This is a genomic window from Pseudomonas sp. F9001, assembly GCF_013385435.1.
Taxonomy (GTDB): domain Bacteria; phylum Pseudomonadota; class Gammaproteobacteria; order Pseudomonadales; family Pseudomonadaceae; genus Aquipseudomonas.
In genome coordinates, this window is record NZ_JACAPX010000011.1 from 375,651 (window position 1) to 401,904 (window position 26,254).

Annotated in this window: 23 protein-coding genes, 1 tRNA gene and 1 pseudogene; 16 read left to right on the forward strand and 9 right to left on the reverse strand. The window is 59.7% G+C overall.

Going from position 1 to position 26,254, the window contains the following annotated elements:
* Positions 1 to 80 precede the first annotated feature (80 nt).
* Entirely contained in the window at positions 81 to 2,075 is a 1,995-nt protein-coding gene (locus HX818_RS10480) for a methyl-accepting chemotaxis protein (RefSeq protein ID WP_087692367.1), read from the reverse strand.
* Positions 2,076 to 2,274: 199 nt separating this feature from the next.
* Here HX818_RS10480 and HX818_RS10485 point away from each other — a divergent pair, with 199 nt between their 5' ends.
* Complete coding sequence (locus HX818_RS10485) at positions 2,275 to 2,673, forward strand: hypothetical protein (RefSeq protein WP_177020008.1); 399 nt, start codon at positions 2,275 to 2,277, stop codon at positions 2,671 to 2,673.
* A 6-nt stretch (positions 2,674 to 2,679) separates the two neighbouring features.
* Here the strand turns inward: HX818_RS10485 and HX818_RS10490 are convergent, their stop codons facing one another.
* On the reverse strand, positions 2,680 to 3,675 hold the full coding sequence (locus HX818_RS10490; protein ID WP_177020009.1) for an aldo/keto reductase: 996 nt from the start codon (positions 3,673 to 3,675) through the stop codon (positions 2,680 to 2,682).
* 118 nt (positions 3,676 to 3,793) lie between these two features.
* Here HX818_RS10490 and HX818_RS10495 point away from each other — a divergent pair, with 118 nt between their 5' ends.
* Positions 3,794 to 4,711, forward strand: a complete 918-nt coding sequence (locus HX818_RS10495; protein WP_177020010.1) for a LysR family transcriptional regulator — start codon at positions 3,794 to 3,796, stop codon at positions 4,709 to 4,711.
* On the opposite strand, the gene HX818_RS10500 is transcribed toward HX818_RS10495, so the two are convergent.
* Complete coding sequence (locus HX818_RS10500) at positions 4,702 to 5,607, reverse strand: AraC family transcriptional regulator (protein WP_087692364.1); 906 nt, start codon at positions 5,605 to 5,607, stop codon at positions 4,702 to 4,704. The genes HX818_RS10495 and HX818_RS10500 overlap by 10 nt on opposite strands.
* A gap of 102 nt (positions 5,608 to 5,709) precedes the next feature.
* Here HX818_RS10500 and HX818_RS10505 point away from each other — a divergent pair, with 102 nt between their 5' ends.
* The 5 genes from HX818_RS10505 to HX818_RS10525 are packed head-to-tail and all read left to right on the forward strand — an operon-like array spanning position 5,710 to position 10,137.
* Complete coding sequence (locus HX818_RS10505; protein ID WP_003207562.1) at positions 5,710 to 6,270, forward strand: carboxymuconolactone decarboxylase family protein; 561 nt, start codon at positions 5,710 to 5,712, stop codon at positions 6,268 to 6,270.
* A gap of 52 nt (positions 6,271 to 6,322) precedes the next feature.
* A complete protein-coding gene (locus tag HX818_RS10510; RefSeq protein ID WP_003207563.1) occupies positions 6,323 to 7,384 on the forward strand; it encodes an acyl-CoA dehydrogenase family protein in 1,062 nt (353 codons plus the stop codon).
* A complete protein-coding gene (locus HX818_RS10515) occupies positions 7,381 to 8,184 on the forward strand; it encodes an ABC transporter ATP-binding protein (RefSeq protein ID WP_177020011.1) in 804 nt (267 codons plus the stop codon). The genes HX818_RS10510 and HX818_RS10515 overlap by 4 nt, the downstream gene beginning before the upstream one ends.
* Complete coding sequence (locus tag HX818_RS10520; protein WP_010171568.1) at positions 8,171 to 9,370, forward strand: ABC transporter substrate-binding protein; 1,200 nt, start codon at positions 8,171 to 8,173, stop codon at positions 9,368 to 9,370. The genes HX818_RS10515 and HX818_RS10520 overlap by 14 nt, the downstream gene beginning before the upstream one ends.
* Positions 9,371 to 9,384: 14 nt before the next feature.
* Positions 9,385 to 10,137 carry an ABC transporter permease gene (locus HX818_RS10525; RefSeq protein ID WP_172834573.1) on the forward strand — a complete coding sequence of 251 codons (753 nt, stop codon included), beginning with the start codon at positions 9,385 to 9,387 and terminating at the stop codon, positions 10,135 to 10,137.
* Positions 10,138 to 10,184: 47 nt separating this feature from the next.
* On the opposite strand, the gene HX818_RS10530 is transcribed toward HX818_RS10525, so the two are convergent.
* Both HX818_RS10530 and HX818_RS10535 read right to left on the reverse strand, forming a co-directional pair.
* On the reverse strand, positions 10,185 to 13,547 hold the full coding sequence (locus tag HX818_RS10530; RefSeq protein WP_256346302.1) for a membrane-targeted effector domain-containing toxin: 3,363 nt from the start codon (positions 13,545 to 13,547) through the stop codon (positions 10,185 to 10,187).
* 313 nt (positions 13,548 to 13,860) lie between these two features.
* Complete coding sequence (locus HX818_RS10535) at positions 13,861 to 13,998, reverse strand: hypothetical protein (protein WP_003207572.1); 138 nt, start codon at positions 13,996 to 13,998, stop codon at positions 13,861 to 13,863.
* 173 nt (positions 13,999 to 14,171) lie between these two features.
* Between HX818_RS10535 and HX818_RS10540 the strand changes: the two genes are divergently transcribed.
* On the forward strand, positions 14,172 to 14,366 hold the full coding sequence (locus HX818_RS10540) for a hypothetical protein (RefSeq protein ID WP_003207574.1): 195 nt from the start codon (positions 14,172 to 14,174) through the stop codon (positions 14,364 to 14,366).
* A gap of 1 nt (position 14,367) precedes the next feature.
* Here the strand turns inward: HX818_RS10540 and HX818_RS10545 are convergent, their stop codons facing one another.
* Positions 14,368 to 14,745, reverse strand: a complete 378-nt coding sequence (locus HX818_RS10545) for a hypothetical protein (RefSeq protein ID WP_032899365.1) — start codon at positions 14,743 to 14,745, stop codon at positions 14,368 to 14,370.
* Between the two features lie 243 nt (positions 14,746 to 14,988).
* Between HX818_RS10545 and HX818_RS10550 the strand changes: the two genes are divergently transcribed.
* The 5 genes from HX818_RS10550 (at position 14,989) to HX818_RS10570 (ending at position 21,721) form a co-directional block, all read left to right on the forward strand.
* Entirely contained in the window at positions 14,989 to 17,286 is a 2,298-nt protein-coding gene (locus HX818_RS10550) for an acylase (RefSeq protein WP_177020013.1), read from the forward strand.
* A gap of 214 nt (positions 17,287 to 17,500) precedes the next feature.
* Positions 17,501 to 17,574, forward strand: a tRNA-Cys gene (locus tag HX818_RS10555).
* Between the two features lie 644 nt (positions 17,575 to 18,218).
* On the forward strand, positions 18,219 to 20,321 hold the full coding sequence (locus HX818_RS10560) for a TonB-dependent siderophore receptor (RefSeq protein ID WP_256344366.1): 2,103 nt from the start codon (positions 18,219 to 18,221) through the stop codon (positions 20,319 to 20,321).
* Between the two features lie 69 nt (positions 20,322 to 20,390).
* Positions 20,391 to 21,542, forward strand: coding sequence for a PepSY domain-containing protein (locus tag HX818_RS10565; protein WP_177020014.1), 1,152 nt, complete (start codon positions 20,391 to 20,393; stop codon positions 21,540 to 21,542).
* Positions 21,539 to 21,721, forward strand: a complete 183-nt coding sequence (locus tag HX818_RS10570; protein ID WP_023658797.1) for a hypothetical protein — start codon at positions 21,539 to 21,541, stop codon at positions 21,719 to 21,721. The genes HX818_RS10565 and HX818_RS10570 overlap by 4 nt, the downstream gene beginning before the upstream one ends.
* A 25-nt stretch (positions 21,722 to 21,746) precedes the next feature.
* On the opposite strand, the pseudogene HX818_RS31190 reads toward HX818_RS10570, so the two are convergent.
* The 3 genes and pseudogenes from HX818_RS31190 to HX818_RS10580 form a co-directional block, all read right to left on the reverse strand.
* A pseudogene (locus tag HX818_RS31190) lies at positions 21,747 to 21,887 on the reverse strand (DUF159 family protein); the annotation flags it as partial.
* Positions 21,888 to 21,915: 28 nt separating this feature from the next.
* Positions 21,916 to 22,254, reverse strand: coding sequence for a hypothetical protein (locus HX818_RS10575; RefSeq protein WP_008435088.1), 339 nt, complete (start codon positions 22,252 to 22,254; stop codon positions 21,916 to 21,918).
* Positions 22,255 to 22,375: 121 nt separating this feature from the next.
* On the reverse strand, positions 22,376 to 23,308 hold the full coding sequence (locus tag HX818_RS10580; RefSeq protein ID WP_256346303.1) for an alpha/beta fold hydrolase: 933 nt from the start codon (positions 23,306 to 23,308) through the stop codon (positions 22,376 to 22,378).
* Positions 23,309 to 23,481: 173 nt separating this feature from the next.
* On the opposite strand from HX818_RS10580, the gene HX818_RS10585 reads away from it, so the two are divergent.
* From HX818_RS10585 to HX818_RS10595, 3 genes are all read left to right on the forward strand, one after another.
* The gene (locus HX818_RS10585) at positions 23,482 to 24,438 is read left to right on the forward strand and encodes a GlxA family transcriptional regulator (protein WP_218173759.1); all 957 of its coding nucleotides are present in this window, start codon (positions 23,482 to 23,484) and stop codon (positions 24,436 to 24,438) included.
* A 264-nt stretch (positions 24,439 to 24,702) separates the two neighbouring features.
* The gene (locus HX818_RS10590; protein WP_177020015.1) at positions 24,703 to 25,239 is read left to right on the forward strand and encodes a spore coat protein U domain-containing protein; all 537 of its coding nucleotides are present in this window, start codon (positions 24,703 to 24,705) and stop codon (positions 25,237 to 25,239) included.
* Positions 25,240 to 25,567: 328 nt separating this feature from the next.
* Positions 25,568 to 26,155 (forward strand): hypothetical protein, encoded by a 588-nt coding sequence (locus tag HX818_RS10595; RefSeq protein WP_177020016.1) that lies wholly within the window; start codon positions 25,568 to 25,570, stop codon positions 26,153 to 26,155.
* The last annotated feature ends 99 nt before the right edge of the window (positions 26,156 to 26,254 follow it).

Consider the following 26,254-nt stretch of genomic DNA (forward strand, 5'->3'; position numbering starts at 1 on the left):
ACACACCTCCTGTGTGGCGGAGCGAACTGTCAGAATAGTCCGGCTCCCGCGCATTGCACGGGAGCTTTCAGGCTATTTTTTCAACGCACCTTGAAGCGACCCATCAATGCAATAACCCGGCCATTGGCATCCAGCAGGCTCTGGGTGTTGTGCTCCGTGGCGTGGCCGCTTTGCACCAGCTCTTCGACCATGTGGCGGATGTGCACCATGCTGCGGTTGATTTCCTCGGTCACCGCGCTTTGCTGTTCGGCGGCGGTGGCGATCTGGGTGCTGAGGTTGTTGATATGGCTGACGGAGCCGGCCATCTCGTCCAATCCCGTGTTCACCCGGGCCGTGGCGTCAGCCGCAGACTGGCAGCTGGCCTGGGTGGCTTCCATGGCCGTCACCGAGGAACTCACGCCCGTAGTCAGGCGCGCCAGCATCTCATTGATCTGCGAGGTGCTGGCCTGGGTGCGGGCGGCGAGGGCGCGGACTTCGTCGGCCACCACCGCAAAACCCCGGCCTTGTTCGCCGGCCCGGGCGGCTTCGATGGCCGCGTTGAGTGCCAGCAGGTTGGTCTGGCCGGCGATGGCGCCGATCACGCCGAGGGTTTCGGTGATGCGGGCGGCATCCTGGCGCATGTTTTCCACGGTGTGGGTGGCGCTGGAGACCTCGCCGATCAACGCGCTGACGCTGCGGGAAGCTTCGCCGACCACCACCCGCGAACGGTCGGCGTGCTCATTGGCGCGCTGGGTGAACGCAGCAGTTTCGGCGGCGTTCTCGGCCACGGTGTCGGCGGTGGAACTCATCTCGGTGATGGCCGTGACGGTCTGGTCGGTTTCCGAGGCATGGCGCACCAGGATCTGGTTGGTCTGGGCCGACGTCTGCTGCAATTGCGCCAGGCTCGACGACATGGCGCCGGTGGCCAGGGTCACTTCTCCAATCATGTTTTGCAGGTAGACGATAAAGCGGTTCACCGAATGGCCAATCGCCCCCAGTTCATCCTCGGCGCGGATGGTGATGCGCCGGGTCAGGTCGGCATCGCCGTTGGACAGTGCGTCGATATTGGTTTTCAGGGCGGTCATCCGGTGCACCAGCTGGCGGATGGCGTACACTGCCAACAGCACCAACAGCAGGATCATCGGGATTTGCAGCATCGCCAACGTGCCCAGTACGTCATCACGTTGGGCGGTGATCAGCGAGGTCGGCAGCGCAGTGGCGAGGAACCACGGGGTGCCTTCGATCGGGCGCATGAAGAAAGTGCTGGCCACGCCCTGGTTGTCGAACTCGCTGCGTTGCAGGGTTTGATCACGATGGGCCAGGCCGGCGCTGACCTGGGCGGCAAAGGCCGAGGTGCCGGCCAATTCGCTGATGTTCTTCAACACCACGGGGCCGCTGATGCGCGTGCTGTTGCTGATGATCTTGCCGTCGCCTTCGACGATCAGCATCTGCCCGCCGAGGTCTTTTTCCTTGCTGGCCACCAGGTCGTTGAAGAAGCCCAGGGTCACGTCGATGGTGGCGACGCCATAGGCTGCGCCGTCACGCTGGATCGCCATCGCGCAGTTGGTGCGTGGCTCCTGGCTGGCGTCATCCTTGTAGGCCGCCGCCCAGGCGCACTGGCCGCGGGGCGAAGCGAGGCCGCCCTTGTACCAGCTCTGGTCGTAGTAGTTGGGGGCCGCGTCGCTGTTCCAGAAGGTGTTCACCGCCAGCTTGCCCGAGGCATCGCGGTGCCAGAAGGTGCTGTGCTTGTTGCGCCCCGGCGTGCGCTGGTTGGGCAAGGGCCAGATGCCGCCGCCGAACACTTTCAATTCGCCGTACTGGTCCACCAGGCCTGGCAGCACCTTGTCGATGGCGTCGCTGTCCAGCAGCGGGATGGTTTGGGTGATGCTGCGTTGCTGGGCCTGAACCTTGTTCAGTTCGCCCTGGATCTGCTCGGCCACTTCGGCAATGCGATTGAGAGCCACCTGTTCTTCGGTGTGGCGCAGCTTGGGGGCCACCAACTGTCCGATGCCCACCACCGTCAAGACGAATAACAACAGGACGAACAGCACCAGGAACAGGGTGTAGCGGGCTTGGATAGAGCGCAATGAGGGCATGGGGTCGTCCTTACGAAGCGTTTATTGTGCGACGCGGCTTTGTTAGAGCTTCGAAGGGCTATCGGCTTGGGACGGGCGAGCTTGAGGCACTATCGTGCAAGAACGTGCAATGAATAAAAAAGCCTGCACAAGGCTTCTATTTTGGGGGGCTGCGGTGTTTGATACGGGCCAGAGTTTCTAATGGATTCCACCGTAAAGCATGGACGAGATCATCTACCAGGTCGTCAAGTGGCTGGGCATCCAGCATCACACGGTCAGAGGTACGACCTACAACTTCATGGCGTTTGTTTACCTGGCGTTGGCGATTGGCAGCGTCGTGGTTGCCAAGGAACTGGCCGCCAAGCGCAAAGCCCTGAGGGCACGAACCACCCAAGCGTTAACTGCGGCGCCATTGACCGCCACCTCGTTCACCGAGGAAGGCGGCCAACCGGTCACGAGCACTGGCACCCTGCGCCAGGACGCCGACGGCTACACCGTCAGCGTCACGCGAAACAGCGTTGAGTCCCACAGCGAGCCATTGCGCTCGCTGGATGAGGTTGATACCTGGCTCAGGACTCACACTCCGTTCATCCTGTCGGACTTTCGCCAGCGCAATTGAGTGGGGCTATTTGTCCAGCATCTGCATAACCGCTTCCGGGTAACGCAGCCCTGCCGTTGCATTGGCCGGGAAGATCGCCTCCAGCGCCGCCAACTCGGTCGGGCTGAGCTTGACCTCCAATGCCGCGACGTTCTCTTCCAGGTACTTGCGTTGCTTGGTCCCCGGGATCGGGATCAGGTAATCCCCTTGCGCCAGCACCCAGGCCAACGCCAGTTGCCCGGCGGTCACGCCCTTGTCGGCGGCCAGGGCTTGTACCTGGTCCACCAGCAGCAGGTTCTTCGCAAAGTTCTGGCCCTGGAAACGCGGGCTGAAGCGGCGGTAATCATCCGCCGCAAAATCATCCGGGCTTTTCAGCGCGCCGGTCAGGAAGCCACGACCCAGTGGGCTGTAAGGCACAAATGCGATCCCCAGGCGTTCGCAGGCGGCGAGGCAACCGTTGTCCTCCTGATCACGGCTCCACAGCGAATATTCGCTTTGCAGGGCGCTGATGGGATGCACTTTATGAGCGCGCTCGAGGGTGGCCGCCGACGCTTCACTCAGGCCCAGGTAACGCACCTTGCCTTGCTTGACCAACTCGGCCATGGCGCCGACGGTTTCTTCAATCGCCACTTCAGGGTCGATGCGGTGCTGGTAGTAGAGGTCCAGGGTTTCTACGCCGAGGCGTTTCAGGGTGCCGTCGATGGCGTCGCGAATGTACTCGGGACGGCCATTCACCCCACGCAGCGCGGGGTTTGCCGGGTCACGCACGATGCCGAACTTGCTGGCGAGGAACACCTGGTCGCGCTTGCCGGCGATGGCCTTGCCAATCAGTTCTTCGTTGGTATGGGGGCCGTACATGTCGGCGGTGTCCAGCAGGTTGATCCCCAGTTCCAGGGCGCGGTGCAGAGTGGCGATGGCTTCGGTGGTGTCGGTGCCGGTGGTGTAGAAATCGGTCATGCCCATGCAGCCGAGGCCGATGGCGGACACCTGGGGACCGTTTTTACCGAGTTGACGTGTGTGCATGGGTCCAGCTCCTGTGTGGGAAGGCCTCCATTGTTGCCCTCGACAAAAGCGGGATAAACCGGCTAAAACCGCTATCACTATTATGAAATTCTAAATAATCCCTGAAGGAAACCGGCCCGTGGACCGTTTTAATGCGATGCGAGTGTTCGTGCGGATTGTCGAACTGGGCGGGTTTGCCAAGGCGGCTGACAGCCTGCAACTGCCGCGTGCCTCGGTGACCATCCTGATCAAGCAACTGGAGGCGCACCTGGGGGTGCAACTGTTGCAGCGCACCACGCGCCAGGTCAGCCCGACCCTGGACGGCGCCGCTTACTACCAGCGTTGCGTGAGCCTGTTGGCGGACCTTGAGGAAACCGAGGCGGTGTTCTCCACCAGCCGGCGCAACCCGCGCGGCACGTTGCGCATTGATATGCCGTCGGGGATCGGGCGCTTCCTGGTAATTCCGGCAATGCCCGAGTTCACCACGCGTTACCCGCAGATCGATCTGGAAATCGGCCTCAATGACCGCCCGGTGGACCTGATCCGCGAAGGCGTGGATTGCGTGTTGCGCGGCGGCCTGGCGCTGGACGAGTCGCTGGTGGCCCGGCCGCTGGCGATGATGGATCAGGTGACCTGCGCCAGCCCCGGCTACTTGCAGCAGTTCGGCGTGCCATCGACGCTGGATGAGTTGGCCGGCCATCAAGTGGTGGAGTATTTCTCCAGCACCAGCGGCAAACGCTATGGCCTGGAGTTTCAGATCGGCAGCGACATCCGCTTGGTCGACCTGCCCAAGCAAGTGGCGGTCAACAGTGCCGATGGTTACCTGGCGGCCTGTGAGGCGGGTTACGGCCTGGTACAGACGCCGTACTACCACGCCGTTCGCCAGTTGGAAGCGGGCACGCTGGTGGAGGTGCTGGCGCATCAGCCGCCGCCCAGGTTACCGCTGACGGCGCTGTACCCGCCGCATCGCCAGCTGTCGCAACGGGTGCGGGTGTTTGTCGATTGGCTGGTGGAGTTGTGTGCCCGGCCGGGCAATGGGTTGCTGCGTCAACCTTGAGCCTTGCGGTAGGCGCCGGGCTGGAAGCCGGTGACCTTATGGAAGGCCCGGGTAAACGCCGCCACCGATTGATATCCCACGGCGAGGGACACGTCCGCCACCGTCTGGTCCTGCTTGAACAGCTGGCAGGCGTGGCGCACGCGCATCATCAACAGCACTTGCCCCGGCGACTGCCCGCACAGTTCATTGAAGCGCTTGAAGAACGCCGAGCGCGACAGGCCGGTGCAGGCCGCCATGCTTTCCAGGGTCCAGGGCTCGGCCGGGCGCGCGATCAACTGCTCCAGCAGGTTGGCAAATGCCGGTTGCCGAGCCAGCGCCGCCAGGCCGCCGAGGTCGGTGTTGTCCAGCACCTGTTGGCGCAGCACATACAGGAACAGCAGGTGGCACAGGCGCTCCAGCAGGGCGGGCGAGGGCGCCGGCGTGCGCTCGCATTCCTGCAGGATCAGTTCGAACAGGTTGCGCGCGGCGGTCAGCGATGGATCACCGGCCCGCAGGATGATCCAGGCGGGCAGGGTGTCGACAATCATCGCCGACAGCCCGGACTGGAAGTGAAAGAACCCGCACACCAGGCCCACGCCGTCACTGGCCTGGCTGTCCAGTGGCAGCATCGGTTTGCGCGGGCATTCCTGGGCGCCGGTGGCGGTGCCATCGCTGGACAAGCGGTACGCCAGGTCTCGCAGCAGGAAGACTGCATCGCCGTTGTTCAATGGGTAAGGGGTCGAGTCGCCGTCGATGTGCATCCAGCACTGCCCTTGCACCACCAGATGAAAACTCGCGCTTGCCAGGCCATGGGTGCTGGCGTGCCAGTCGCCGCAGTAACGCCCGACGTGAAACAGGCTGGTGTTGAGTTCAAGGCTATCTAATAACCAATCGACGAGTGAACTGGACGAATTCATCTAACGGAAAGACTCTAGAGCAAGTAATCGCTACTTTAGACTATTGAGCGGATTTTTTATAACCAACAGACTTGGTACACGAATCCATGAGGAGACCACTCCATGTCCCGCGTACCGATGCTAACCCTGGAAACCGCTCCTGAGGCGGCCAAGCCCTTTCTGGAAAATGCCCTGAAGGGTTCCGGGTTCATCCCCAATCTGTTGGCGGTGCTGGCCAACGCCCCGGCAGCCCTGGAAACCTACATCACCGTGTCGGGCCTGAACGCCAAGTCTGACCTGAGCCTGGCCGACCGCGAAGTGGTGCAACTGATTGCCGCCACCAATCACGGTTGCGATTTCTGCGTCGCCGGGCACACTGCCGTAGCGCGCAACAAGGCCAAGCTGCCGGAAGACGTGATCGACGCCCTGCGCCAGCGCGGTGAACTGCCCAACGAGCGTTATGAGACACTGGCCGCGTTCACCCGTGAAGTGATCGCCACCCGCGGTGATGTCAGCGACGCCGGCTACACCGCGTTCCGTGAGGCAGGCTACACCGACGGTCATGCCCTTGAGGTTATTCTGGGTGTGAGCCTGGCCACCCTGTGTAACTTCGCCAACGTGTTTGCCCGTACCCCGTTGAACCCGGAACTGGCGCAATACCGTTGGGAAAAACCGGCTAGCTGAAGGCGCGCAAGCGTTCGCGATGGTAAACATGCTGCAACAAGGAGAAACATGAATGCTTGACCCAATCTTGAGCCGTTGGCTCGATGTTCAAGCGCAGGCCCTGGATGTGGGCAGTTGCGATCCGCAGGAAGTGCTGCCACGGCTGGCAGAGGCCAATGTATTACGTATCGGTGTGCCCAAGGACCTCGGTGGCCTGGGCGGCGATGTCACCGGCGCGGTGGAAGCTATCGCCGATGTGGCGAGCCATTCCCTGGCGTCGGCATTTGTATGCTGGGGCCAACGCTCGTTTATCGAATACCTGCTGCAAAGCCCGAACCAGCGCCTGCGCGAGCAACTGCTGCCGGACCTGCTGAGCGGCAAGCTGGCCGGGGCGACCGGGCTGTCCAACGCGATGAAGTTTTTGTCTGGCATCGAGTCGCTGCAAATCAGCGCCGAGCCGACCGACGACGGCTGGAATCTCAATGGCCGCCTGCACTGGGTGACCAACCTGCGCAAGAATGGGTTTGTGGTGGCCGCCGCCATCGAGCATGCCCAGGGCGGCGCGCCGTTTATCCTGGCGATCCCGGACTCGGTGTCCGGGCTGCAACGTTCCCGTGACCTGGAACTGTTGGGTCTGCAATCGAGCAATACCGCAGCCCTCGGCTTTGAAGCCGTGGAACTGAGCCGCGACTGGTTGTTGCATGAGGATGCACGCAAGTTCCTGCCGGCCGTGCGCCCGGCGTTTCTGGGCTTGCAATGCGGCATGTCCATCGGCCTGGCGCGGCGCTCGCTGGCGGAGGTGGCCAATCACCTGGGCTCCAGCCGCACCGTATTGCGTGAAGAGCTGGAAGTGTTGCGTACCTCCTTGGAACAGGCGGTCAACGACCTGAAGAAAGGCCTGCTGGCCGGCCGCTTCGGCACTGAGCCGGTACCGTTGTTCCGCCTGCGCATCGCCCTCGCGGAAATCGCTGCCAGCGCTGTGCAACTGGAGCTGCAAGCCAGCGGCGGCAAGGCCTACCTGACGGCCCACGGCAGCGGTTTTGCCCGGCGCTGGCGCGAGTCGGCGTTTGTGCCGATCGTGACCCCGAGCCTGGTGCAGTTGCGCACCGAGTTGAACCGTCAGGCCAATCTATGAGCCAGGCGGTATTGCACGCCCAGGGAATTTGCCTGGGCTATGCGGGCAACCCGGTGCTGGAAGGTTTCGACCTGCAATTGCAGCCCGGCGAAGTGGTGTCGATCCTCGGCCCCAGCGGCGTTGGCAAGTCCAGCCTGCTGCGGGTGCTCGCCGGTTTGCAAGCGCCCCAGGGCGGCAGCATCCGCCTGTTGGGCGAGCCGTTGAATGGCCCGCACCCGCGCGTGGCGGTGGCGTTCCAGGACCCCAGCCTGCTGCCGTGGCTGAGCCTGGAAAAGAACGTCGCCTTCGGCCTGGACTTTGCCCGCCAGCCGTACCTCAGCCCTGAAGAACGTCGCAGCCGCGTCGACCATGCGATCCACGCCGTAGGCCTGGAACACGCCCGCCAGCAATTCCCGGCGGCGCTGTCCGGCGGCATGGCCCAGCGCACGGCGCTGGCCCGTTGCCTGGCACGCCAGCCGCAGGTATTGCTGCTGGACGAGCCCTTCGGTGCCCTGGATGAAGTGACCCGTGCCGACATGCAGCACCTGCTGCTCAAGGTCAATCGCGAGCAAGGTTCGGCGGCGGTGCTGATCACCCACGATATCGACGAAGCGCTGCTGTTGTCCGACCGGATTCTGCTACTGGGTAACCGCCCGGCGCGGACCCTCGGCGAATGGCGCATCGACTTGCCGCAACCGCGGGAAGAACAGGTGGAAGCCATCGGTACCCTGCGCATCGAGATTCTCAAAACCCTACGGCGGGCGAGCCGCACTGACCCCCAACCCCCTGAACTGCTGGAGCCTTGCCATGTGTCTGGATGACCTCACTCACTCGCGCCGTGACTTTCTCAAACTCTCGGCCGTGCTCAGTGCCGCCGGAGCCTTGCCACTGCTGAGCAGCTTGCAGGCCCGGGCGGCCAGTGAGCCGGACGCACCGGTACGCATCGGCTATTTGCCGATCACCGACGCCACGCCGTTGCTGGTGGCCCACAACAATGGCCTGTTCGAGGCCGAAGGCATCAAGGCCGAGCGCCCGGTGCTGCTGCGCAGTTGGGCGCAGGTGATCGAGGCGTTCATTTCCGGGCAGGTCAACGTGATTCACCTGCTGTCGCCGATGACCGTATGGGCGCGGTATGGCAGCAAGGTCCCGGCCAAGGTCGTGGCCTGGAACCATGTGGGTGGCTCGGGCTTGACCGTGTCGCCGGGCATTACCGACGTGAAGCAACTGGGCGGCAAGTCGGTGGCGATTCCGTTCTGGTACTCGATTCACAACGTGGTGGTGCAGCAGTTGTTCCGCGACAACGGCCTGACCCCGGTGGCCCGTGCCGCCGGCAGTGCGATTGCCGCCAACGAGGTCAACCTGATCGTGTTGCCGCCCTCGGACATGCCGCCGGCCCTGGCCAGCAAGCGCATCGACGGCTACATCGTCGCCGAGCCGTTCAACGCCCTGGCGGAAAACCTCAATGTGGGTCGCGTACAGCGCTTTACCGGCGACGTGTGGCGCAACCATGCGTGCTGCGTGGTGTTCATGCACGAGCATGACCTGACCAACCGCCCGGAATGGTCGCAGAAGGTGGTGAATGCGATCGTCAAGGCCCAGGTCTGGACCCGCGACAACCGTGAAGAGGCGGTGAAGCTGCTGTCCAAGGACGGCGAGAACCGCTACACCCCGCATGCCGAACCAGTGCTGCGCAAAGTCCTGGCGCCGGCTGCCAGCGACCGTGCGGCTTACCTGGCTGACGGCGCGATCCAGCACGCCAACTGGGACGAGCATCGCATCGACTTCCAGCCGTATCCATTCCCCAGCTACACCGAGGAACTGGTACGCCGCCTGAAAGACACGCTGATCGAGGGCGACAAGAAATTCCTCGCCGACCTGGACCCGGCGTTTGTCGCCAAGGACCTGGTGGACGACCGCTTCGTGCGCAATGCGATCGCGGCGGTGGGCGGCATGAAGACCTTCGGCTTGCCTGAGGGCTTTGAGCGAAACGAGGAGATTGGCGTTTGAACAACGGCAAAACCTTGGGGTTGCCGGGCTGGTTGCTTGGCTTGAGCGGTTTGGCGGGGTTGTTGTTGCTCTGGTGGCTGGGGGTGAAGGTCTTTGGCAGCGCGGACGGTTTGTCTGCGCGGTTTTCGCTGTCGGCGACCCTCGCCAGCCTGTGGGAGTTGCTGGGCCGCAGCGAGCTGTACCTGAACATAGCCGTGAGCCTCAAGCGGATCTTCGTCGGGCTGTTCCTGGCATTGTTGATTGGTGTACCGCTGGGCTTGCTGGTGGGCAGTTCGCGCAAGCTGGAGGCGGCAACCACGCCGGCGTTCCAGTTTCTGCGGATGATCTCGCCGCTGTCGTGGATGCCCATCGTGGTGATGTTGATGGGCGTGGGCGACCAGCCGATCTACTTCCTGCTGGCGTTCGCAGCGGTGTGGCCGATTCTGCTGAATACGGCGGCGGGTGTGCGTCAGCTCGATCCGCGCTGGTTGCAACTGAGCAAAAGCCTGAGCGCCACGCGTTGGGAAACCTTGCGCCGGGTGATTATTCCCGGGGTCATGGGGCACGTGCTGACCGGCGTGCGCCTGGCCATCGGGATCCTGTGGATCGTGCTGGTGCCGTGCGAGATGCTCGGGGTCAGTGCCGGGCTGGGTTATTACATCCTCGACACTCGCGACCGGCTGGCCTACTCGGAGCTGATGGCGATGGTGCTGCTGATCGGCTTGTTGGGCTTTGCCCTGGATGCGTTTGCGCGCTGGTTGCATCAGCGCTGGGTGCATGGAGGGTGAACACCTCATGCAAAGGCTCGGAGGCTTTCCGGGCCTTTGCGATGTGCTCAGGGTTTCACGTAGATGCGCAGGTCGCCTGGAATATCGTTGGGCTGTAATGGCCGGTTCGGGTCTGGCGCAGGGTTTTTTGCTTTAAGCCCGATGCTGCTGTGGGTCATGTTCCTGTTGTCAAAAACCCCGATGCCGATGCTTTCCGTCAGTTCCGCCAAGCCCGGAACACCTTCGGAGGTGTTCATGTGTGCGCTTCCCACTAACGCGACCCACTTTTCGGTGCCGGAGTTTGCCTGGATGGTTTCCGCAGCGTAGTAGTTGAACTCCTTGAGCCGCTTTTCAGAGTTGACGCCAGTGCGGGTGCGATCACGGGATTTGTCGTGTCTATGTCGCGTCAGGTAATAGTGATCGAGGGGTAAAAGCTCTATTCCATTGTCTTCAAATTTTTTCTTGAGTTGCTCCAGTGTTGGATTCGTGCGGCGAGTGTTGCTGTTTCCGAGCATTCCGATTCCATCATCAGCGGGGCCACCGATGTAGTCGATATACCCTTCGAAATAGACTTTTTTGACACCCTGGCTTTTTAGCGTATCGACGTTGTCGAACAGCATTTTAAAGCTGGCCATCTGCGAGTGAGACTCTCCAAACACCACGCCGTTTGATGCTTTCAATGCCTCCGTGATCAGATCGGCTGCGGGGATCGGTACGGGGATATCGGGGATTGTAGGGCGCGGCGGAAGGCCTCCATCCTTGATCGCCTCATAATAGTCCTCCATTTCCACCCGAAACTTATCCAGCGTTGCCTGGCGGGTGTCGAGCTTGAAATGGTCGACTTCGAGCCTTCCTTTCAAACTTTCCACGTATTGGCCCTCGGGTAACGGCTTCCTGATTCGAGGTGGGCGGTTGACGGTGTTTGTCGGGTTAAACCGGTGAGTGCTCTTGCTCGAAGCGGCATAGGCGTTGGGGGAGGGCTCCAGCGTATCAGCGCTACTGAACGCTTGCAGGGGGCTGCCGTACGGCTGGTGCTTTTGTGCGTCGAAAGCGTACCACTTGCCCTTGATCTGCACCGCGCTGCCCTCGACCGTCTGCTCGCCCATCTGGAATGAGCCGGTAGCGGCTGCGTCATATCGAGTGCCGGCGGCGGCAAGCTCGCTGTTGCTCGCTGTACCCTTGAGCGTTTTCAAGCCCTGGGTGGCTGCGTTTGCGCCGTCGATGGCGAGTTTTCCCGCGCCGACTACCAGGTCGCCAAGTCCGCTCAGCGGATTGAGTTCCGAGAGTGCGGTAACCCCGAAAATCTTGCTCAGCTTGAGGGCTTTGCTGGCCGCGCTGCTGGCAGTGCTCAGGGTTTTTCCGACCTTCGCGGCGACGCCTGCACCTGCCGTGAGAAAGCCGAACACATCAAATGCCAGGTCAGAGAACCCATCTTTATAGTTGCCATTACTGAAGTTGACGATGGCCGACCTGAGCGGAACAAGGTCGAGAAAAAAGTTGCCGATGGTGCTGGCGACCGTCCTTCTATGCTCATCCGGCGTACTTCCGGCCGCTTGTTGCCTGAAGGTTTCCAGATCGAGCCCCTCGACGATTGAATCCGCAAGGTACTCCGCCCGGAAATTCCTGAACAGGTTGGGATTGGATCCCTCGAGCGGGTTCTCTTGCTTTATATAGTCGCGCTTGGCATCGAAGGTGGAGAACTCTTCTATTCGGGTTACTTCGTTGGCGATCTTCTGGTCCTGGCGAGTGATAATTGCGTTGCTGACTTTCCTGATGCTGCCTTTTTCGGTATCGAACTCATAGGTGGACGGCTTGTTCTGGTGTTTTGTGGTGACCAGTATTTTTTTGCTTGTATGGAAGAGGGTTTCTCCCGCGAATGGTGTCCAGCTGACTCTGTAGGATTTTTCTTTGTAGAAGTTCAGCTTTCCTAACCGCAAGTTTTCTTTGTCCTCCGGTGGAAGGTTGGCGAGGGCATTCAAGATGGAATATTTCTTGACGGTTTTATAGTCGCTTATGGTCTGGCTAATGGCTTTGTCAAAGGTGTCGGGGACTTTAAAGCCGGGGCCATGGGTAAAGGCGGCGAAGGCATCAAGATCGACGCCATGCGTTCCAGGTTTGAGCTCCCAGTCTGATGCCGTTATTTTCTCGCCTTGCATGGTCAGGTCCAGCATGGAATAAGGGCCGCGAGTGGGGATCGTCTTGTTGGCGGTTTTGTTGGGCTTGAGCAACACCTTCTCTTCAAAGGGGACGCCTTCGCCAAATTTTTCCTTGAGCAGGTCCAGCGCCATCTGCTTGCGGCTGGGCATCGGGGTGTCAAGCAAGCCGGAGGCGTGTTTCAGCTTGCCCAATTGATAGTTGAACGCGTCCATGGCGGTATCAATGTCTGGTTTTTCGTAAAGCGTGTCGTCTTTCGCCTCAAGCACCCCATTGACCACGGCCCAGTCCAACAATGCCGCAGTTTGGGCAGCTTCGGGCGCGGGCCCACTTGAGTCGGCGGCGATCATCACTTCGGCAAAACTCATGTTCGCTACGCTGCCAGGGGACCTGGCTTCGATGGCGGCCGCCGCGATGCACAGGTTGGCCCAGGCCAGGCTGCCGTAGACCACGCTGTCGGGAATATCCTTGATCAGCAACTGCGGCGCCGCCCGCATCAACAGCAGATGCGTACCCAGCGAGGCGTTGGCAGGTGAGGTTTTGCCGGTATCACTCAAGTGCTCGCGCAGGCCGGCGACGATCGCCGAGGTGGGTTTGCCCCAATATTGTTTATGTGACAGGTCGAATCCGGCCACTTTGTTGCGATGCGGTTGGGTGATGGATTCCTGATCCAGATCGAGGTTGATGGCTGCCAGTACGTGATCATTCACACTGCTATCAGTCGGAATGCTCTCCAGTTTGGTCTGCAAGGCCTCTCCCAGCGCCTGGCCTCGGGGGGAACGGATGAGGGCTTCCAGCGCTTTGGCCGGATCGCTCGAGGCGTCGCTGGAGAGCGGCAGGTTACCGTTCAGAAACTCCAGGAGCCCCCGCTGCTGGCTTGCTTGCTGAACATCCGGAGCGCCAGCGGCATGTTCTCTGGCGGCGGTGAGCAGTTCGTTCTGCTGAGGTGTGCTCAAGGGCAGGGGCCAGGACAAGGCGCCGCCCAGATTTCCCCATGGATGGGGGTGGGAGCGTGTCAGCGATGTGCGCGCCAGGGTCATCAGCTCATCATGGGTGGTTGGCTCGGGCAGGCCCATAGCCTTGAGAAAGTTTGCAAGACTCACGGCGTTAGCACTATTTGGGGGGTAAGAAGAGTTGGGCGCGAGGTCCATCAGCGTGCTTCCCAGCGCAGATCGCACCACCAGAAACGGCGCGTTCGGTCCTGCCAACGTGGCGACATGAGTGAGCTGCTGCGCCAGTGCCTGCCAGTTTTTTCGGTCAGCCAGCGCGGTCTCCAAGGCTTTCGGGCCATTGGGGGGCGGTGTGTCAGCCGCGGGGTCCGGAATGTCCGTTGCGCTTTGCAATATTTCATCGGGGTATGACGGTATATCGGGGAGTGGTATCGGAGGAGGGGGCGGTGGTGGGTATGCAGTGGAGGAAGGAACCGAGTTGCTGACTATCATCGTGAACACCTTTAGGCACGCTCATTCAGGAATGCGCCTTTCAGGAAAACCTCCCTGCTTCCTGGACGCTCTTGCTGAGTGTCGGAAGCAGGGGGAATGGCTCCGCCTGTAAAGTGTTCAAGATGTCAGAAAATGTACGGATGACCGATCAGCGATGGTAATACCCCGGTCCGCCTTCGCTGTAGCGATGGTCATGCCAACCGCCGCCGCCGTGGGGGAAAATAATGCAGCCGCTCATGCTCAACATGATCAGCAAGGGAATCAGCAGTGTGATTCGACGAAGCATTTCAAAATCCTCTAGGGGGCTCTCAGGTTCAATCAGGCGTTGGGCAAGCCAAAGTTTTTCATCGCCTGTAACATGAGACCCCGCCGACCCCAATCCATCCCCGCTAACAGGTATGTGCTTGGTGTGGTAGTCGATACAAAGTGGACACAATTTTTTAGCTTCAGGAACCTGTCATGACCCAAAAGCAACGTTTGAAATACTCGATTCTGATCTCCCTGCTGGTGCTGGGGACGATGTTTGGCCTGTCCTACTTGCAGAACAACGGGGTCATCAGCGAAAAGACGTTCCAGTACATCGCGATTGCGGTTGCGGTAACCGTGGTGGTGATCAACGGTGTGATGCGTCGCAAGGTCAAGCCTAACCTTTGAGTCAGGCCCGGCCTTCCAGGACTTTGGCAGCCTGCTCGTGCAGGCTGTAGCTCTTGTCGGCGTTGAGGGTGATCACGCCTTCGGTGCACAGGCGCTTGAGCACCTCGCGCACGCTGAGAAACGACAACGGGATGCCCAGCTCCAGCAAATGGCTGTGCACGCCGCGCACGCCGAGGGTGCGCTGGTTGTCGGCGGCGGTCAGCAGGGCGTCGATGACCTTCAGCCGGATCAGGCTGGTGCGCAGGCCAAAGCATTTGAGCAAATGACGAATACGCTGGTTGCCATGTTCCGGCGCCTTGCCGAACGCCTGGTTGCCGGTGGCAAAACCTCCGTCATGCATGGGTGAGTGTCCTTCCGTGGGCAGTTGCGAGTTGTACATGCAGAAACTCCTTATCAGAGCCTGATCAGGAAAATGATGGCGCTCTTAGTTAATAAGACGTACGAGCTGCACAAATCATGAAGCGGGGGATGTAGAAATTTTGTCGGTAACATCCTGGAGACATACCGACCTGTCCGAATAAACGCCTGCGGCTGCTAAAATTATTCCCGGTATTTACGTCTTAACTGAGGTGTTGGCGAAGCTGTCCCTCGTCGCGGTGTTTAATTTGGCTGTGGAGTCTGCGTGATTATTTCCAACGGGTTGTTCAGGGTGTGTGTGGCAGGGGCGTTGCTGGGGCTGAGTCTTTCGGCCACGGCGCGGGTGCAGGAGCAACAGGCCACCGCCGAGATCCGTCGCACCAGCTTTGGTGTCCCGCATATCCGGGCCAACGATGAGCGTGGGCTGGGGTTCGGCATCGGTTATGCCTATGCCCAGGACAACCTGTGCCTGCTGGCCAATGAGGTGGTAACGGTCAATGGCGAGCGTGCCAGGTACTTTGGTCCCGAGCAGGCGACCCTGGAAGGGCGTAACAACCTTGCCAACGACGTGTTCTTCACCTGGCTGAACACCCCCCAGGCCGTTGCGGCATTCTGGAAGGCCCAGCCCCCGGCGATGCAGCAGCGCATTGAAGGGTATGTTGCCGGTTACAACCACTACCTCAAGGAGCGCACTGCCCAGGGTTTGCCGGCGCAGTGCCAGGCGGCCTGGGTACGGCCGATCACGGCCGAAGACCTGGTCAAGCTGACCCGCCGGCTGCTGGTGGAAGGTGGCGTCGGGCAATTTGCCGAGGCCCTGGTGGGGGCCACGCCGCCCAACACCGTCGCCCAGGTGGACAGCAAGGCGTTTGAGGTTGCGGCGGCCAACCAGCAACGTTTCGCCCTGGACCGTGGCAGCAACGCGGTGGCGGTGGGGCGTGACCGTTCGTTCAACGGCCGCGGCATGCTGCTGGCCAACCCGCATTTTCCGTGGGTGGGCGGCATGCGTTTCTACGAGATGCACCTGACCATCCCCGGCCAGCTGGATGTGATGGGCGCTGCGTTGCCGGGCCTGCCGGTGATCAATATCGGCTTCAACCAGCACGTTGCATGGACGCACACCGTTGATACATCCAAGCACTTCACCCTGTATCGCCTGACTCTGGACCCCAAGGACCCGACTCGCTATTTGCTGGACGGCAAGTCCGTGCCCATGGATAAAACCACGATCAAGGTAGCGGTAAAAACTGCCGACGGCGGTACCCGGGAACAGTCCCGCACGGTCTACAGCTCGCAGTTCGGCCCCATCGTGCAATGGCCGGGCAAACTCGACTGGGACGCCAAATATGCCTTCAGCCTGCGGGATGCCAACCTGGGCAACGACCGTGTGCTGCAACAGTGGTATGCGATGAACCGCGCGGCGAACCTCAAGGAACTGCAAACCTCGGTACACACCCTGCAAGGTATCCCGTGGGTCAACACGGTGGCAGCGGATGACCAGGGTCAAAGCCTGTACATGAACCTGTCGGTGGTGCCGAACGTCAGCGCGAAAAAACTCGCACAGTGCAGTGACCCACGGGTCGGGCTGCAATTCATCATGCTCGACGGCTCTCGCAGCGCCTGCGCCTGGGACGTGGACCCGCGTGCCGCCCAGGCCGGGATCTTCCCCGCCGAGCAACTGCCGCAACTGGAGCGCACCGACTACGTGCAGCACTCCAACGACTCGGCCTGGCTGGTCAACCCCAAGGCACCCTTGACCGGGTTCTCGCCCGTTATCAGCCAGGACAAGATCGGCTTGGGCCCGCGTGCGCGCTTTGCCTTGCAACGCTTGCAGGAGCTCGACAAGCAACCGATCAAGGTCGCCGACCTGCAGAATATGGTCATGGACAACCAGGTGTATCTTGCCAGCCAGGTGATGCCGGACTTGCTGAAGTTCTGCGCGGGTGCCGATGCCAGCGTGAAATCGGTGTGCGACAGCCTGAAAAACTGGGACCAGCGCGCCAACCTCGACAGCGGCCTGGGCCTGGTGCACTTCATCAACCTGGCGGAGCAACTGGCGCAAGCGCCGGACGCGTGGAAGGTGGGTTTCGATCCGGCACAACCCCTGACCACACCACGTGGGCTGGCGGTCGATCGGGCAAACGTGGCCAAGGCACTGCATGAAGCGATGCTCGCGTCAGCCGCCGACGTGGCCAAGCGCGGGCTGACGGCGGACAGCCGCTGGGGGGATATTCAGGTCTCGGGCCAGACACCGATCCACGGCGGCCCGCAAGAGCTGGGCGTTTATAACGCCATGCAAAGCGTGCCTCGGGCCGATGGCAAGCGCGAGGTAGTCAGCGGCAGCAGCTACTTGCAGATCGTGACGTTCGACGAGAAGGGGCCCAATGCCGAAGGTGTGCTGGCATTCTCCTTGTCCAGCGACCCCGCGTCGAAATACTTCAAGGACCAGACCCAGGCGTTTTCCGAGAAAAAACTCAGCCCGCTGCCGTTTACCGAACAGCAGATCAAGGCGGACCCGCAGTATCAATTGCAGGTTATCCGTGACAAGGAAGAAGCCGGGCGGTAGGGTAGCCCACCAGGAATGCCTGCCCCTTGAGAGAATATTTTTTGAAATCAAGGGGTTGCAAGCCCTGGCAAATGAGTACATAATTGCGCCCATCGAACGCACTGAAGCATTAAAAACTTCAATGTTTTCAATGAGATAGAGTAGAGGCAAGCTTCACATAGCCCACTCAAGTTTGTATGCGGTGAATGTCGGTTGTAGGGCATTGATCGTTTGAGGCCGAGTAGCAAAATGGTTATGCAGCGGATTGCAAATCCGCCTACGCCGGTTCGATTCCGACCTCGGCCTCCACTCTTAGAAACCCCGTAGATTAACGTCTACGGGGTTTTTTATTGAGCTCGAAAAAAAGAGCCGCCCCCCCAGATCTTTTCCATTTTGCCGTTTAGCGATAGCTCCAACGCAGGCATCAATCTTCTTTGCGGTCTTCGGCCGGAGTTCATGAATTGACCCCGGTGATTCCTTCCACGACTACGGTACTAGCGCCCTGGCTCCCCAGCCAATCTCGGTCAGACGCTGTTCCTGAACCTTCTTTCTGAGGCATGTGAATACCCTTGTGCCCATAAAAAAGGAGTGTGCGGATGGGTTCTTACTGGAGTGAGGTTGCTGACAGGCCTTCGCGCTTCATCAGCTTCAGCTCCCGACGAATCTACTGGGTAGTACATGGCTCGATGTGGAGTCGGAGCCACTCGGTGCAGAATCAGTCGCCCTCATTCAATCTCGCGGCCTGAGCCGCGGCCGAAACCTCCTCAAGGGCGAATCTTCAGTGTTCCGCACCTCCTCATGTTGAAACGCCAAAATGTAGCCAAATGTACCCGACGGTAAATGTTTCGAAATGTGAAAAAAATGTCCGACATAACTTGGTAATTGAGTTAGATTCCTATTAGCATTCTCGAAATGTTAACGCGCTTGACCCACTCGTCGTAGGAATCCTCGTTTTGAAACATCACTTTTCTGCCAGTCTGTTGCTTGCTGGCGCTTGCAGCGCTGCGTCCCTCGTTCACGCCACCGAAGACTTGACGTTGCCGACTACCCAGATCGAAGCGAGTAGTGAACCTATTGACGGTCCAACCGTGGGCTACAAAAGCAACCCGTCGTCCAGCACTACCCGTCTGGGCTTGACGGACAAGGAAACCCCGCAGGCCGTGACCACCATCACTCGGCAAGCCCTGGATGACTTCAAGATTACGGGCATCAAGGATGCGCTGCGTGCTGCGCCCTCGGTGACCGTGGAGCAAACCGAAACCGATCGTACGGAATTCACCTCGCGCGGCTTCGATATCAACAATTTTCAATACGATGGCGTGGGCATGCCCTTCGTGGGAACCGTATTGGTCGGTGATCAGGACTTGGCCGAGTTCGAGCAGATCGACATCCTGCATGGCGCCAATGGTTTGATGAGCGGGGCTGGCAACCCGTCGGCCACGGTCAATTTCGTACGCAAACGTCCGACCGAGACCTTCCAGGCGCAAATCGATACCAGCGTCAGCTCATGGGATGGCCGTCGTGTGGACGTGGACGTTTCCGGCCCGTTGACGGATACCGGCAACGTACGCGGCCGCTTCATTTACTCCCACGACAAGGGCAACTCGTGGATGGATCGATACAGCCATGAGCGCAACGTCGCTGCCGGGTTGTTGGCGTTCGATGTGTCCGATGCCGACACCGTAACCGTGGGTTTCTCCCAGCACGACAGCAATTCAAACGGCAGCACCTGGGGTAACTTGCCGTTGGTGGATAACGATGGCAACGCCATTCACTATGGCAGCCGCAGCTCCAGCATCGGCCAGCCATGGACCTATTGGAACCTGCGTACCCAGCGCACATTCGCTGAGCTCAAGCATGATTTTGGCAACGGCTGGAACGCTACGGTCACCGCCACGGGCATCACCGAAAAGCAAGACACCAACATGATGTATGTCGCCGGGGTCAGCGGTGATGACGCCTCAGTGTTTGCTGCCAATACCACCAGCGAGGCTCATCAGTTGCTGGGCGAGGCCAAGGTCTCCGGCCCGTTCAGCCTGTTTGGCCGAGAGCATGAGTTGACCCTCGGTGCCGCCTATGGCCGCACCCATCAGAAGGCCCGGGAATACGATGCGGCTGCAGATGGCTACTACGACGTTTCATTCTCGGATGTGCTGGCGGGCAATCTGGCGCATCCGTCGTTCCTGTTTACCAGCGACGCCAATACCCAGAATTTCACGGACACTCAGAAAAGCGTGTACGCCGGTGCCCGATTCAGTCTGGCCGATGATCTTCACTGGATCGCCGGCGCGCGGATGATCAGCCTGGACGCTTCCGGCGACAGCTATGGTTCCGACTACTACACCCGCGCACATGGCAAGGTGACGCCTTACACCGGCCTGGTCTACGACCTGGACAAGCAGTGGAGCGTGTATGGCAGCTGGACGAAAATCTACAGCGCTCAGTACAACCTGGGCAGGGACGGCAAACTGCTTGCTCCGCTTGAAGGCAAAAGCATGGAAGCCGGTGTGAAGGGCAGCTTGCTGGATGACCGCCTCAACGTCACCGCCGCGGCGTTCAAGACCGAACAGCAGAATGTCGCGGAGTATGTCGGCCTGGTGGGTGGCCGGTCCGTTTACGACCCCATGGATTACAAGAGTCACGGAGTAGAGCTGCAAGCCTCTGGCGAAGCGCTACCCGGCCTGGACGTGCTCGCCGGGTATACCTACGTGCGCATCGACAACGACGATGGCGACAAGGCACGTAAGTATGTGCCAACTCATAGCGTGCGCGGCATGCTCACCTATCGCTTGCCAAGTTTGCCCCAAGCCAAGATCGGTACACGGGTAAGCTGGCAGAGTGCAGTGGAAAACGACACGAACAGTGCCATCCACCAGAACGCCTACGCGTTGCTCGATTTCATGGCCAGCTATGACATCGACAGCAACTGGAGCACGTCGCTGAACCTGAACAACGTCACCGATCGCAAATACCTGCTATCGCTGTACAACAGTGCCACGACCGCCAGCTACGGCGCCCCGCGTAACCTGGTAGCGTCTGTTACCTGGAAATACTGATACCGCCTGGGGGCTCGCCGTGCCTCGTGACGCGCGGCGAGCCTGGCGCTTTAAGGAAAACCACCGAGCATGACTGCACGCACCTTGCGTATCTGGTTTCTGGTCCACAAATGGACCAGCCTGATCGCTACCGTTTTCCTGTTGTTGCTGTGCCTGACGGGGCTGCCACTGATCTTTCATGAAGAGATTGAGCACTACTTCGAGCCGCCGCCGCCCCTGCGCCCGCTGACCGCCGATACACCACGAATCGACTACGACACCGTCATTGCCAGAGCATTGGTGGCGCAGCCGGGGGAGGTCGTGCGTTTTGTCGGTTTCGATCCGGAAAGTCCGCTCGGTACGGTGTACACGGCAACGAGCATTATGCCGCCACCGATCGAGGGGCATTCGCAGTCGTTCGATACACGCACTGGCGAGTTATTTCCCGCGGTGCCGCCAGACGAAGGGTTCATGAACCTGATGTTGCGCCTGCATACCGATTTATTCATGGGGTTGCCCGGTTATCTGTTCCTCGGTTTCATGGGGCTGCTGTTGGTCGCGGCGCTGGTGTCCGGCGTGGTGGTGTACACACCGTTCATGCGCAAGCTGGACTTTGCCACCGTGCGCAACGGGCGCAGTTCACGCTTGAAGTGGCTGGACCTGCATAACGTGCTCGGCATCGTCACCCTCGCCTGGGTGTTGGTGGTGGGGCTGACAGGCGTGATCAATACGCTGGCATTGCCCATTTTCGACTTTTGGCAGAGTGACCAGTTGGCGCAGATGACCGCGCCCTACAAGGATGCGCCGCCGCTGGAGCGCCTCGGGTCGTTGCAAAAAGCGCTGGATACCGCGCGTAAGGCGGCGCCAGGCATGGAGCCCAGCTTCATCGCCTTTCCCGGTACTCAGTTCAGCAGCCAGCACCATTACGCAGTGTTCATGCGCGGCACCACGCCGCTCACTGCGCGATTGCTCAAGCCGGCCCTGGTGGATGCGAGTACCGGCGAGCTGACCGACATGCGTGAGATGCCGTTGTACGTGAAAACCTTGCTGGTTTCGCAGCCGCTGCATTTTGGTGATTACGGTGGTGTGCCGCTGAAAATCATCTGGACGCTGCTCGATCTCATCAGCATCGTCATCCTCGGCAGTGGGCTCTACCTGTGGCTGAGCCGTCGCAAGGTACCGTTGCAAAAACGCTTGGATGAATTGCATGCCAGCGGGCCGGAAATGGGGGGCCGATCATGAGGCGCGGACTGTGGATGATCTTTCGCTGGCCGCTGTTGCTCTTTGTTTTAAGCCTGTTCGGATTGCTCTCGGCGCTGATCGGTGACGGCGTCTATGATCTGCTTTCATGGCTCAGCCTGGGGGTGCCGTTGGGGCTGGTCGGGGTGGTTTGGCTGCGTTTGCGTTCAGCCAAACGATGAATGGCGCGATCCTCAGCGCCGTCATCAACAGCGTCAGCTTCCACTCGGTTGCAGGTCGATTTTCTCCCAGCGGCAACTCACCCACGGAGTTCGGCAGGGCATTGGGCATGCTCAGCGCCGCGACGAAGTCGTGAATGGCGCTGTACTGGGAAAGTCTTCCGCACATGGCCAAGCCCTCAACCTGAAACCTGAGCTTAGACGATGGTTTTCGGGTGAGACATCAGTTCGTTCAGCACACTGCGCAGCCTCTCGGCCTCGCGGGTGCTGAGTCGATCTGAAGTGGTGAGGTTGGCGATCTGCTTCCTCATCGCTGCAGCTTCGGCACCGCGCAGCCTGAGGTATCCGGCAAACTCTTCGTTCTTTGCCTGTGCTTCTGTCAGCATCGCGACCAGGCCGAAGATATCCGCCCGGGCCTTGCGCAGTTGCAGGTTCAGTTCCTGGATCTCGTTCTCGAGCAGCCGGGCATGTTGTTTGTGCATTTCGAGAGGCGTGGGGATGCCAAGCCACCCGCAGGTGTCTTCGTCGATATTCATAGGAGGTATTTCGAGTGCTGTATGTGTATACAGTATTCGAGATTGGGTGAAGTGGAATGCTTGAGGCGACGAACTGCAGGGTTACCCGACGATCAGTCGGGCGCGGGCCTCCCACTCTTTACTATTTACCGGCGGTGATACGCGCCATGAACTGACGCGTCAGGCTGGCGATCTGCTCGGTTTTTTCATCGAGCGCGAAATGCCCCGCGTCCAGAATATGAACCTCGGCCCCCGGCACATCATCCTTGTAGCGCATGGCTCCCGGCACAATGAACGACGGGTCGTATTTTCCCCACATGACCAACATCGGCGGTTGGTTGTCTTTCAACCATTGCTGCCATTTTGGGTAAGAGGCCACGTTGTTCTGGTAGTCCAGCAACAACGCCGACTGTATCGCCCGCTGGCCCGGACGGGATAAGGCGGCAAACTCGTCCTCCCAGGCATCAGGGTTGTAACGCTCGGGATGAGGGCTGGTGCCCAGATGACGCTGCTTCGTGCCTTCGTACCCCGTGAACCCATCGACTTGTTCGGGATGCTCGGCGGGAGCCTTCCAGTACTTGGCGATGTTCGCCCACTTGGCACCCAGGCCTTCGTCATAGGCATTGGCGTTCTGGATGATGATGCCGTGCAGTTTTTGCGGCGCGTTGAGGATCATCCGAAAGCCTACCGGGCCGCCGTAGTCCTGCATAAACAGGGTGTATTCATGGATCTGCAATTGCGTGAGCAGCTTGCTCATGGTGTCGGCCAGATGGTCAAACGTGTAGGTGTAGGTCGCGGGCGAGGGCGCGTCGCTTCTGCCGAACCCGGGGTAGTCGGGTGCGATCACGTGATACCGGTCAGCAAGCAGCGGGATCAGCGAATCCCACATGCGCGAAGACGAAGGGTAGCCATGGAGCAGCACCAGGGTCGGCGCGTCCCTGGGGCCGGCCTCGCGATAGAAAACCCTCACGCCGTCCACACTGGACCAATGATAGCCAGTGGACTCGGTGGTATAGGGGACGGACGGCACCGGTTCGCTGGCGTGTGCCGGTGCGGTCATCGAAAGAGTGGTCATAAGTGCTCCCAGCGTGCAAAAGGTGGCGATGTTCATTGAGGCCCTGAGCTCTGATTTGCGCATTTCCCGGTGAAATGCAGCTGCGATCAGAGTGAACGCATCCGGGAACTCACACCATTGGCCCAATGACCATTTTTCATTAGAATCGGGCCAATCTCGATCAGGCCCGCCCTATGAAAAAAAGTGTGAAAGTTGCAGTCATCGCTTTTAACGGCATCAGCCCCTTTCACCTTTCTGTGCCGTGCCTCGTATTTGGTAAAGATCGCCGAGTGGGGGATTCGCCCTGGTTTGAATTGGTGGTCTGCGCGGGCGAAGAGGGGGCGCTGGTTACCAACGCCGGTTTCGCGATCCACTGTGACCATGGTTTGGACCAGGTTGCAGGAGCTGACATCGTCATCATTCCCAGCTGGCGGGACGTCACCGAAAGGCCGCCGTGCGCACTCCTCGAAACGCTTCAGGCAGCCCATGAACGGGGCGCGCTGGTGGTCGGCCTGTGCCTGGGGGCGTTCGTGCTTGCCCATGCGGGCCTGCTGTGCGACAAGCGGGCAACCACGCACTGGGCGTGGGCGGCGCATCTGGCGCGAGATTTCCCACGCATTGAAGTGGACCCCAAAGTGCTCTATGTCGAGGCGCAGCAAATCCTGACCTCTGCAGGCGTGGCCGCAGGGCTCGATTGCTGTATTCATATCGTCAGGCGGATCTATGGGCGGGGGGTTGCCAACGCGTTGGCGCGTCAACTGCTGGTTTCCCCCCATCGCGAAGGAGGCCAGGCCCAGTTCATCAGCCAGCCTGTTCCTCAAGGCGCAAGCGACCAGCGTCTCGGCCAGTTGCTGGACTGGCTTCGGGCAAACCTGGGACAACCGTTGTCAATCGATCAGGTGGCGACGAGGCTGGCGATGAGTCGACGCAGTTTCACTCGGCACTTCAAGCAACTGACCGGCTCGACGTTTGGAAAGTGGCTCACGAATGAGCGAATCAAGGCCGTCCAACTGCAACTTGAAACCACCGACCATAGCGTCGAGTCGATCGCTGACGCTTGCGGGTTTGGTACAAGCCTGTCGTTACGTCAGCACTTTTTCTCGATCGTGGGCGTGAGCCCCACAACTTACCGGAAGGCTTATCATCGATAGGGGAGGTACCTGTAATTTCCGGGTTTCCACACCCGATTGCTGATGTGCAGCGACCAGGCAAAGACTGGCCAGTGATTACTGCGGGTACAAGGCCGAAAAGCTCTCCAGGCAACCTCCCGCAAGTGAAAGCGATTGGCCTCGGGCTGGCAGTTTCCTTTTGACTGACTAACCTTCTACGCAACGGCCATCCTTGTACAAGTGTCAAGGGTCTACCTCAGGGACCTGAACCGGCGCGCTGGGTTGGCAAGTCATAAGGAGAGCTTCATGAATGGACTTATCTCAAGAGTCTTACTGGCGTTGACGACACTGGCCTGGATGTCCGGCTCCCAGGCCGCGACCACTGTCACCGGTCAAATCAGTGCGTCGCTGATATTGATCAACAGTTGCCTGGTCAACGGCGTGGGAGGCACCACAGGCTTGAATTTCGGTGCGTTGAACTTTGGTACCGCCAACACCCTGTATACCGAGGCTGATGGGCAAGTGCTGGGCGGCGGCGGGGCGCCTTTGTCTATTCAATGCTCGGCGGGTACTTCGCCGGTATTGACCATCACGTCCGGCGCCAATGATGGCAAATCCACCGGTGGAACGCGTGCCCTGGCAGACGGTGCCGGCCACTTTGCGCCCTATGACATCTACACCGACGCCGCCCACACGCAAATTCTTGCCAACAACGGCACTATCAATCTCACGGCCAGCACCGGGGTTGCGCAAACCGTGAATATTTACGGTAAATCCCCAGGCAAGGTGGGTTTGCCGGCCGGCACTTATACCGACACGATTGCGGTCACGCTGACGTTTTGAATATGAGGTATATCGCTTGCGGCAATCTTCGGATGCCAAGGGAAATAATTTATTTGCTGTTCCATTTTGAACTCCGTCTTCCATTTTTGAGCGGGAGACGGCATAGATTTATTGATTTTTAAATTGATCTCTACCTGTATCGCATTCACACCCCTAAAGCCATCTACGGGATGACAGGAGTTGGATGATCAGGTGCATGCATCATGTTAATATCGCCACCCCTCGTGACCGAGGGGCCTCTGGCGGGCAGGCTGGTCGAGAGAAAATCCACTTGTTTCCTGAGATTTATAGCTTGATGTGCCATTTTTAACGTCCATGGCATGATTTCATGGGCGTTAATCAGCCGATATTCATTTTTCCATTTAAAGCTGCGCTTGCTATGGCAGCAGTTCAGAAACTATACGCCTCAAAAGGAAGAGTCATGGCCGTACCACGCATTATTTTCCCAATAGCCATTGCTGTTGTCGTGCTCGGAGCCGGCACGCTGATCTATCAGGGCCTCAACGGCACAAGCAGCTCGCTGAGCTGCGCAGATGATTTCTCGCAAGCCACGGTTATCGAGGGTGTTAAAGGTACAGTTGCCGGCGACACTACACTAGCCACCAGCCAGGCTGGTGAGTCTGGACATATTCCTTTTGCCAAGCCTTACCATTCGGTCTGGTGCAAATGGACTTCCCCAGAAGACGCAAGCTTCACATTTGATACCACAGGCTCAAAATTCGACACCGTGCTTGCCGTTTATAAAAGCACGAGCCTGAATTCGATGCCGGTGGCCGGCACGAACAATAACCAGTCGGAAAATGATGTAACCAGTGCTGTGACTTTTTCAGCCAAGAAGGGTGAAACCTATTCGATTGCCGTCGATGGGTTTGAAGGTGCTTACGGTAAGTACATCCTCAACTGGGCCAAGAAATAAGCGAACATGGCAGCTGTCGGTGGCCATTGGCTAAGGTGAAGGGGGACGACAATCCTCCACACCAGAAAACCCCGTAGATTAACGTCTACGGGGTTTTTT

What these genes read in the sequence shown, in the direction of transcription:
- HX818_RS10480 (WP_087692367.1), bottom strand. Translation starts at nt 2,075, where the DNA reads ATGCCCTCATTGCGCTCTATCCAAGCCCGCTACACCCTGTTCCTGGTG.
- HX818_RS10485 (WP_177020008.1), top strand. Translation starts at nt 2,275, where the DNA reads ATGGACGAGATCATCTACCAGGTCGTCAAGTGGCTGGGCATCCAGCAT.
- HX818_RS10490 (WP_177020009.1), bottom strand. Translation starts at nt 3,675, where the DNA reads ATGCACACACGTCAACTCGGTAAAAACGGTCCCCAGGTGTCCGCCATC.
- HX818_RS10500 (WP_087692364.1), bottom strand. Translation starts at nt 5,607, where the DNA reads ATGAATTCGTCCAGTTCACTCGTCGATTGGTTATTAGATAGCCTTGAA.
- HX818_RS10505 (WP_003207562.1), top strand. Translation starts at nt 5,710, where the DNA reads ATGTCCCGCGTACCGATGCTAACCCTGGAAACCGCTCCTGAGGCGGCC.
- HX818_RS10510 (WP_003207563.1), top strand. Translation starts at nt 6,323, where the DNA reads ATGCTTGACCCAATCTTGAGCCGTTGGCTCGATGTTCAAGCGCAGGCC.
- HX818_RS10515 (WP_177020011.1), top strand. Translation starts at nt 7,381, where the DNA reads ATGAGCCAGGCGGTATTGCACGCCCAGGGAATTTGCCTGGGCTATGCG.
- HX818_RS10520 (WP_010171568.1), top strand. Translation starts at nt 8,171, where the DNA reads ATGTGTCTGGATGACCTCACTCACTCGCGCCGTGACTTTCTCAAACTC.
- HX818_RS10535 (WP_003207572.1), bottom strand. Translation starts at nt 13,998, where the DNA reads ATGCTTCGTCGAATCACACTGCTGATTCCCTTGCTGATCATGTTGAGC.
- HX818_RS10540 (WP_003207574.1), top strand. Translation starts at nt 14,172, where the DNA reads ATGACCCAAAAGCAACGTTTGAAATACTCGATTCTGATCTCCCTGCTG.
- HX818_RS10545 (WP_032899365.1), bottom strand. Translation starts at nt 14,745, where the DNA reads ATGTACAACTCGCAACTGCCCACGGAAGGACACTCACCCATGCATGAC.
- HX818_RS10565 (WP_177020014.1), top strand. Translation starts at nt 20,391, where the DNA reads ATGACTGCACGCACCTTGCGTATCTGGTTTCTGGTCCACAAATGGACC.
- HX818_RS10570 (WP_023658797.1), top strand. Translation starts at nt 21,539, where the DNA reads ATGAGGCGCGGACTGTGGATGATCTTTCGCTGGCCGCTGTTGCTCTTT.
- HX818_RS10575 (WP_008435088.1), bottom strand. Translation starts at nt 22,254, where the DNA reads ATGAATATCGACGAAGACACCTGCGGGTGGCTTGGCATCCCCACGCCT.
- HX818_RS10580 (WP_256346303.1), bottom strand. Translation starts at nt 23,308, where the DNA reads ATGACCACTCTTTCGATGACCGCACCGGCACACGCCAGCGAACCGGTG.
- HX818_RS10585 (WP_218173759.1), top strand. Translation starts at nt 23,482, where the DNA reads ATGAAAAAAAGTGTGAAAGTTGCAGTCATCGCTTTTAACGGCATCAGC.
- HX818_RS10590 (WP_177020015.1), top strand. Translation starts at nt 24,703, where the DNA reads ATGAATGGACTTATCTCAAGAGTCTTACTGGCGTTGACGACACTGGCC.
- HX818_RS10595 (WP_177020016.1), top strand. Translation starts at nt 25,568, where the DNA reads ATGGGCGTTAATCAGCCGATATTCATTTTTCCATTTAAAGCTGCGCTT.